This is a genomic window from Vibrio sp. L85 (assembly GCF_963871815.1).
Lineage (GTDB): Bacteria > Pseudomonadota > Gammaproteobacteria > Enterobacterales > Vibrionaceae > Vibrio > Vibrio harveyi.
The window spans coordinates 1-7571 of the sequence record NZ_CAWMYL010000247.1; the positions used below are offsets into that span (position 1 = coordinate 1).

At 38.1% G+C, this 7571-nt stretch carries 9 protein-coding genes; 1 reads left to right on the forward strand and 8 read right to left on the reverse strand.

Annotated elements, in window-relative coordinates:
* Positions 1-5 precede the first annotated feature (5 nt).
* The 8 genes from AACR11_RS28000 to AACR11_RS28035 all read right to left on the reverse strand — a co-directional run bounded on the left by AACR11_RS28000 (position 6) and on the right by AACR11_RS28035 (position 7177).
* Positions 6-611, reverse strand: a complete 606-nt coding sequence (locus tag AACR11_RS28000; protein WP_079325329.1) for a hypothetical protein — start codon at positions 609-611, stop codon at positions 6-8.
* Between the two features lie 157 nt (positions 612-768).
* Complete coding sequence (locus tag AACR11_RS28005; protein ID WP_079325331.1) at positions 769-1320, reverse strand: GrpB family protein; 552 nt, start codon at positions 1318-1320, stop codon at positions 769-771.
* Positions 1321-1465: 145 nt separating this feature from the next.
* Positions 1466-1981: a hypothetical protein gene (locus tag AACR11_RS28010; RefSeq protein WP_029790612.1), complete on the reverse strand. Its 516-nt coding sequence runs from the start codon at positions 1979-1981 to the stop codon at positions 1466-1468.
* A 105-nt stretch (positions 1982-2086) separates the two neighbouring features.
* Entirely contained in the window at positions 2087-3787 is a 1701-nt protein-coding gene (locus AACR11_RS28015; RefSeq protein ID WP_029790613.1) for a reverse transcriptase domain-containing protein, read from the reverse strand.
* A 329-nt stretch (positions 3788-4116) separates the two neighbouring features.
* Positions 4117-4908, reverse strand: a complete 792-nt coding sequence (locus tag AACR11_RS28020) for a GIY-YIG nuclease family protein (protein ID WP_029790617.1) — start codon at positions 4906-4908, stop codon at positions 4117-4119.
* Between the two features lie 187 nt (positions 4909-5095).
* Positions 5096-5539 carry a hypothetical protein gene (locus tag AACR11_RS28025; RefSeq protein WP_029790618.1) on the reverse strand — a complete coding sequence of 148 codons (444 nt, stop codon included), beginning with the start codon at positions 5537-5539 and terminating at the stop codon, positions 5096-5098.
* 185 nt (positions 5540-5724) lie between these two features.
* The gene (locus AACR11_RS28030; RefSeq protein WP_029790619.1) at positions 5725-6549 is read right to left on the reverse strand and encodes an FRG domain-containing protein; all 825 of its coding nucleotides are present in this window, start codon (positions 6547-6549) and stop codon (positions 5725-5727) included.
* Positions 6550-6682: 133 nt separating this feature from the next.
* The gene (locus AACR11_RS28035; protein ID WP_029790620.1) at positions 6683-7177 is read right to left on the reverse strand and encodes a hypothetical protein; all 495 of its coding nucleotides are present in this window, start codon (positions 7175-7177) and stop codon (positions 6683-6685) included.
* Between the two features lie 205 nt (positions 7178-7382).
* Here AACR11_RS28035 and AACR11_RS28040 point away from each other — a divergent pair.
* The coding region (locus AACR11_RS28040; protein ID WP_079325339.1) for a type II toxin-antitoxin system RelB/DinJ family antitoxin at positions 7383-7571 on the forward strand (189 nt) is incomplete at its 3' end.

Below are 7571 nucleotides of genomic sequence, written 5' to 3' on the forward strand. Positions count from 1 at the left end.
ACAGATCAATCACTTAAAGTCATGTCCGAAATTTGGGGGCCACTTCTCAAGGCACTACCATCATTGAGCATGTAAAAACCTAAAGGTAGGAAGATAACACCAGAAATAAGAAGACTTGGCTCAAATCCAGTAACAATCGAGTAAATCGATAGTAAAAATGTTATGAACCCAAAGCCAGCTATGAGCAATCCAAACACCAGGTTATAAGAAGCAATAACCTTATCTAGGATATTTAATCTAATCCGGTACGACAAAAGCTCTACATCTGAAATATCAGGTAAAAGTTGGACTGTTTTCAAAACATGTCTGAAAGAGACCGTCGCCCCAACCCTTTCATTAAGTACATAAACTGCTTTTAACATTGGGAGACTAACGCGGATACCATGAATACCTTTAAAACACTCAATATCGAGCTCATTTTTCAAATGAGTCTTTAGTTCTTCCGAAACACTCGGTTCTTGTAAAGCAGACAAAATCTGAGCCATTCTATTTTTTCTAAGTAAGAAGTAGTACTCGGTTACTCTAGGAGCATTTATAGCAATAGTTACGATCACTACAACAATCGCAATCCAGTAATCACCAGTTTTTAGTAACTCAACAACTAAGTCCATTTATCGTGAAAGTCTCCTAATCTTTATAACGCCCTGTTAAGGTGTGAGCAACGCAATACTGAAGCTCCCGCATACCACCTTAAACACCAAACACAACGCATAGTAAAAATGCCACGCGTCGCGAATCACTCTTAAACAGTTTGTTAGGTTTATGATTTTACGATGTAAGTGACAGTATTCTTTGAATATAAGCTGCTTTAGCCTCAGGATAATCTTGCCTACTGACGCCATTTGCAACTAAGCCCTGTTTGAGGGCATTGTACTCAATTAGCAACTCTCGGTTTTGAATGTGAGCATCTCTAAATTGAATATGTTTTCTTAACTTTGAGTCGCCGTGCTTATAAGCATGAACATGGATATAATCGAAGCGCTCGTTGTCGTTGTAATATGTGAAGAAACAACGACCTTCAACTCCCCGTTCTCCTTTGCAAGTAAAGCCTAGAGATTCGAGCGCTAGAATGTTTTGCTGCAAAGTTAAAGTGTCATTATATGCGATACCTATATCTATTATCGGTTTTGCAATTGAGCCTGGAATCGCTGTACTACCAATATGATAAATAGTCACGCCACTCAAGCTAGGCGCAATCACGCTGACAATTAGCTCATAGGCTTCAGACCATTTATGGACGTAGTCGGTTAACTGGACTGTAAAACGCTCTAGCCCTATACCTAACTCTTCAAGTCGCTTTATCAACTCAGTTTTATCCACTTTAACTTCCCATGTTAACTCGTAAACCTAACGCCCTGTTAAGGTGTGAGCAACGCAATACCGATGCCGACGCATACCACCTTAAACACTAAATGCAACGCATAGTGAAAATGCCACGCGTTGCGAATCACTCTTAAACAGTTTGTTAGGCATTGGACCCTAAAGGTCTACCATAAACTGAGTCAAAGCCTTGTTCAGCTTGTTCTCGCATAGTTTTACTGCTTCCCGACATACTATGAGTGATAACTTTCCAGCGATACTTCCGAAATGGATCTTCGTTTATGTTAATTCCATTTTGATCATTCAATTTCATACAAACGGTATAATTAGTTCGATCTCTATTTTCATTATAAACATTATTATATAGATGACTTTCTACACGTTTCTTAAGTCTTGTACCATGACCACGGTAAATCGCTTTCAATCCATCGACACATAGTGAGCATCGGTTTTCATCTGACTGGTAGTCAGTAAAAATTACATACAGCCCAGTGCCATAAATAAGCTTTGAGATATCTTCATGGCAGTCGACGTCGACAATTTTTACTTTTGTTTCCGAGATATCGGTGTAGTCAAAGCTCTTAAAGAAGGCAACAAAATGTTCATGGAAGCTGGACTTTAGTTCTGCCTCTTTCTTAGCTAATTTTGCGATATCGTACATTTTATCTCCGAGATGCCTAACGCCGCATTAAGGTGTGAGCGGCGCTTGGCTATACTTGAGCGAAGCGAAAACGCCAAGCGTTGCGAATCACTCTTAAATGCTTTGTTAAGTATCTGTTGTATGGTATTCAACTAGCCTCGAAATTGGTATAAAGCCATGAAACTTAGTCGATTGGTCATGTTTTTCTGCCCCCCGCGTTGCAACACCAATAACTTCATTATTTTCATTGACGACAGGACCACCACTATTACCATGAATTACGGGTATATCTAATAGCCAGATTTGTTGTCCAAATAATACTTTTGACTGAATGATTTTCCCTGTATTAATATATGGCGTATCATTTGGCGAATATTGAGGAAACCCAATTACAGTTACTTTTTGCCCAACAGACAAAGTGCTATCATCACCAATCTTTAAGCGCTTAATACCATTAAAGTCTGTGGTTGGTTTTAGAATACCCAAATCTAAAGATTTATCGGATTTACCAAAACTAACTTTCCGCTTATTATCCATTTCATAGTATCTATAAATTTCTAATAGATCGGCATCACTCGCATCAATCCCCTCAATTACATGTTCATTAGTAACTAAGCCAATATTTTCCAACAAGAAGCCTGTACCTTGTCCTTGGTCGAGGTAACACTCTATAATAAAGGTTGAGTCAGCAATAAGATCATGTGGTGTTTTTAATAGATCTTTATCTGGTTTTCCAATCCGAGAAAGATACTGATAAGCAATTTTTCGATATATTGGGTCATCTTCACCCCGTACCATTTTTATGTAGTTGACTTTACCATGTACAATTTTTCTGAAAAAATTGCCTTTGTTATGCTTGAGCATTCTTTGCTGATTATAAGTTAGAGTTTTTTTATGATACTTTTTGATATACTCTTCTTCAGCTTCTATAAGACCATGCTTCTTCCAAGCATATAGCATTGACCTAGTTTCTCTAATAAAAGTTCGAGGAATATTCAACTTATCATTTACGGTAAGCCCTGTTACTTCTTGTCTTTGGTCTCTAGATAATAGCCTTGTTTTTTTACTATTTATACGAAAACCATTTGTACTAATTACTCCTAAGAGATCATTACCCAATATCTGCTTGTTTTGTTTTGTTACCTTAATAATTGAACGGGGCAATCGACCTAGTTTTTGAGTAAACGAAAAAGTTATATCATCAACATAACGCGTGTAGGTGCACCTATTTTTTATCGCTAAATTAGTAAGCTCTTTATCTAACTTATATGCAATCATATTTGATATAATTGGAGATGTTGGTGCACCTTGGGGTAAAACTCCCTCATTACAGCATATATGAGCTAAGACTGTTGCAACTGAGTGAGACAAATTAAGTGGGTGGGCTTGAAACAGACTTTTTACTCGCCCAAAGTGAATTGTGGTGAAAAAGTCTTCTAAATCTATGTTTAAGACAAACCTTTTATCTACATGCCCTTTTGCATTAGTAATAATGCTCTTTCCATTAATAAAACCATGAGAAGCAGATCTTGGTCGGTAGTAATTCTCTAAGTCTTGACCGATCCACCTTTGAATGCTTTTAAGCTTACTCTTCGGAGCCTTAATATTTCTTTCACCACCACTCTTTTTAGAAATCGAGAAAGATTTATAAAGGTTTTTAGTATGAGGATACACCAACGAGTTAAGCTCACCGTAAGAATTAAACCCTAGAAAGTGAGCTAAATCATCAACACTTGTGCAGTGCTTAAGAGAACGTACCCAGGGGCGAAGGGTAATTTTGGGCAGTTGTGTACTCAACTGAGATACAAAATAATTGATATAAATCATTTTATTACCTTGAAAGTGAAGAGGCGATTTTGTTTTCTCTTATATCGAGTACCATGACGCCACAAGTGTGACATACACGGGGAAAAAGAAACATTTTCATGACCACCGCAGATAGACAGCAGAAAGTTAAACCTTTCGCCTCTTCGCTGCTAATTTATTGTATTAACTAATAAGAATCAACCGGTAGATACCAAAAAGATACTTAACGCCCTGTTAAGGTGTGAGCAACGCAATACCGAAGCCACCGTATACCACCTTAAACACTAAACGCAACGCATAGTAAAAATGCCACGCGTTGCGAATCACTCTTAAACAGATTGTTATAGCGCTTAGTTACGATTCAGCCGTAAACCATCATACGGACCTGTATTTTTCGTACCTAATGTTTGCTTCCATCGGCACTCAGCTTTGAGAGCCAAAGTTTCATCTGTAAACTCTAAGACCGTAAATACTAGGTTGTTGTAACCGTTCTCTAGTACATAGAGGTTTAAATGCTTAGCATCACCGTTACTATTTAGATGCTTTAGCCAACGGTTTAAGATGCCGCCACAACTATATGCAGAGCCTACATAACGAGATACTCCATCACTTGATCTCTGAAGGTAAACACCTGATTGAGATAGAACTTTCTTTAACTCGTTTTCTGGCGACTCATCTTCAGAAATTGCGATGATTTCTTTCCAAGTGAACTCCATTCCTAATACGTCAGTATCCGATGTGTCCACATCAGGTAAAGCTAACCCTTCATACGCACTATTACGAGTATAAATTTTATTTTGATTTGCAATTTCTTTAGTAGTGTCACTCGAAAATAGGTCATAGAAATACTGGAAAATGACTTCCCCATTACCAATGAAGTCTGAGTAATTTTTTGCACTTCTCTTGTGTAAAGAATAAGACTCAAGTTCTGCTTTTATAGCAGTTGGTACGTCACCATGATAAATACGAAAGAAATGCCCTTTTGTATTCTCCCATAATTCAAAAGCTCTTAGTCTAAAGGCATTCTGCTTTAGACGAACAGCTGAATAGTTTCGTTCTGGATAATCTTGCTCTACTCGAATATCGAATAAACCGCCAAGTCCACTTTCTTCATACAGTTTTTTTAGGGATTCAGCACGCACTGAGTTGTCTCTGTATAGGGATGAAAAGGCAATTATATAGAACATAATACTTGGTGTATATCTTGCGCTATAACGCCCTGTTAAGGTGTGAGCAACGCTATACCTAAGCTTCCGCATACCACCTTAAACACTAAACGCAACTCATAGCAAAAATGCCAAGCGTTGCGAATCACTCTTAAACAGATTGTTAGCACTCTGACTCACGTGAAGGCGCATTACCTAAAATTGCTTTGAACCTTTGTGCTTGCTCTAACGCTGCTCTCGCTGAAAACAACTGACTCTCTGCATTTCGACGAGCACGAGTTTCTGCATTTGGATTATTACCCTTAATATCAAAATCAGGAGAGTGAACCCTTTCGTAACGAGCTTCAGCGTCAGCTAATTGCTTTAGTGCAAATTCCACATCACTTTTTCTAGCTAAGTCAGCAAAATAGTACTCTCGAGCTTTTTGCGGATTGGATAGAAAATTTTCAACATCAGCTTTTAAGGTTTTGAAGGTATCCGTATTTGTATAACCGAGGAAAATTTCAGATTCTACGGGCTTGATATACCAAGTATGACTCCAAACACCACCGTAACAACTTTTTGTGTGCTTATAATGAAAACCATTTTTCGTGTGGATTTTGCTCATAACTGCCTTATATGACCAATAAATTACATTAGATATTGCTAAATATACGTAGAGAGTGCTAACGCCCAATTAAGGTGTGAAGCACGCGACCACGACACTTAATTTGACCACCTTAAACACTAAACTAAACCCAAATCAAAAATGCCAAGCGTGCTGAATCACTCTTAAATTGTTTGTTAAATGAACTATTTCGAGTAGTGCGCATGATCAATAAGTGATAAGTTATCCATCTTTTTCACTTTTTCATCAAGTAGACTCAACTCATGTTGAGCATACTTTGCTGCACCGATTACATCTGGATATATTGAAGCATGATGAATATTCATTTGTCGTAAATTTGTTAAGATTCGAACTCGCTCTGAATCAGGTAAGTGGACTTTAAACATAACTGGCCTATCAGTTATTCCTTTCCATCTTTCTTCTATCCAACTTTCAAAGTTAAATGCTATCGGCTGCTTGGTAAAAACCCCCGACTGAGACAGCAATCTTGGATTATGGTCAGTGATTAAGTCCACAAACTTAAATTCGTCTTCAGCGGTTTTGTTTTCATTAAATACTTCCATTTCTTCAGCTATGTATTTATGTACCGCCCAAATAGTACGTTTACCAGTAGAAGAAGGAGTATCCTCCTCAAATGCAAAGAATAAAGCAATATAACTTGCAGTAGTCCAGTCTAAAAGAGGTGTTGCCAATCCATTGTGCTGACCAATAGCCCAAATCTCGTCTTCATTCCTGTCTATTTCTTTTGCTACATTGGATCTTCCTCTTAAAGATTTTGTAAAGCTACCCAGCAGTGTTTTGTACGTACCACCACATCGACGATCAAGCGTTTGAGAAAAACGATCTAATGTCGTATTAAGTCCCCAGCTTGAATCTCGCTGCCCCCTAAAATAAAGACCAAAATCCTGAGACCAATAGAAATCACAAAACTCTACAAATTCCATCCATGAATTAAGCTCTATTTCAACTATTCCATTTCGGACACTAGATCTTTCATGCAAATTACTCATTATCACTCCGTTCATTTAACGCCCTGTTAAGGTGTGAGCAACGCAATACCAAAGCCGCCGCATACCACCTTAAACACTAAAATCAACGCATATTGAAAATGCTACGCGTTGCGAATCACTCTTAAACAGTTTGTTATGTGATTTTTACTCCAGATACTTCCGAAATGAAATACAAGTCATCTTCAGAGAAATCTGTAAACGAACCTGCATTTTTTGAGAATACTGAGTTTTGGGTTATCTCATTAGTAAGCTCAATGAGCTTACCTAAGCATTCTTTAGCATCCTCGCAGTTCAGATGAAACATGTTCATAAGATCGGTAGTAAACGCTAAAGTGGTTACTTCACCATGCTTGAAGCTATCTTTGATAGAAACAGTTGCTAGCCGCTCAAGTGGATTTACTGAAATGACAGGTTCATCAATGTTCCCACACCATCTAACTTCTCCATAAAAACCAGTAACCGGATTATCAATAATCGATGTAAACAACTCCGTAATAAATTCTTTTGTTGGCTCTCGATCTTGAATTCTTGCCAACGCACCAACTAAAAATGGAAAAGTAAGTCCGTACACCCCTCTCCCAGACTCTTTCCATTGTTTTACTAATTGGAACCAAACTTCGTTATTCAATTTTGACCTCTTACTTAATAAATCACATAACGCCCAATTAAGGTGTGAGGCACACAAAACGATGCTCCCGCATACCACCTTAATCACTAAAACCAACGCATAGTAAAAATGCCACGCGTGCCGAATCACTCTTAAATTGTTTGTTAGTTGCCCATCTCAAAGCCAAGTGCTAACATTTGTACACACACCAACAAAGGAATATATCATGGACACTAGAATTCAATTTCGTGTTGATGAAGAAACAAAACGCCTAGCTCAACAAATGGCTGAGAGCCAAGGTCGAACTCTAAGTGATGCTTGCCGTGAACTTACTGAGCAACTCGCTGAACAACAAAGAAAAACATTATCTCACGATGCATGGCTAACTGAACAAGTAAACCTAGCATTTGAGAAG

Coding starts and splice junctions, on each gene's coding strand:
- AACR11_RS28025 (WP_029790618.1), bottom strand. CDS start 5,539: ATGAGCAAAATCCACACGAAAAATGGTTTTCATTATAAGCACACAAAA.
- AACR11_RS28010 (WP_029790612.1), bottom strand. CDS start 1,981: ATGTACGATATCGCAAAATTAGCTAAGAAAGAGGCAGAACTAAAGTCC.
- AACR11_RS28015 (WP_029790613.1), bottom strand. CDS start 3,787: ATGATTTATATCAATTATTTTGTATCTCAGTTGAGTACACAACTGCCC.
- AACR11_RS28030 (WP_029790619.1), bottom strand. CDS start 6,549: ATGAGTAATTTGCATGAAAGATCTAGTGTCCGAAATGGAATAGTTGAA.
- AACR11_RS28000 (WP_079325329.1), bottom strand. CDS start 611: ATGGACTTAGTTGTTGAGTTACTAAAAACTGGTGATTACTGGATTGCG.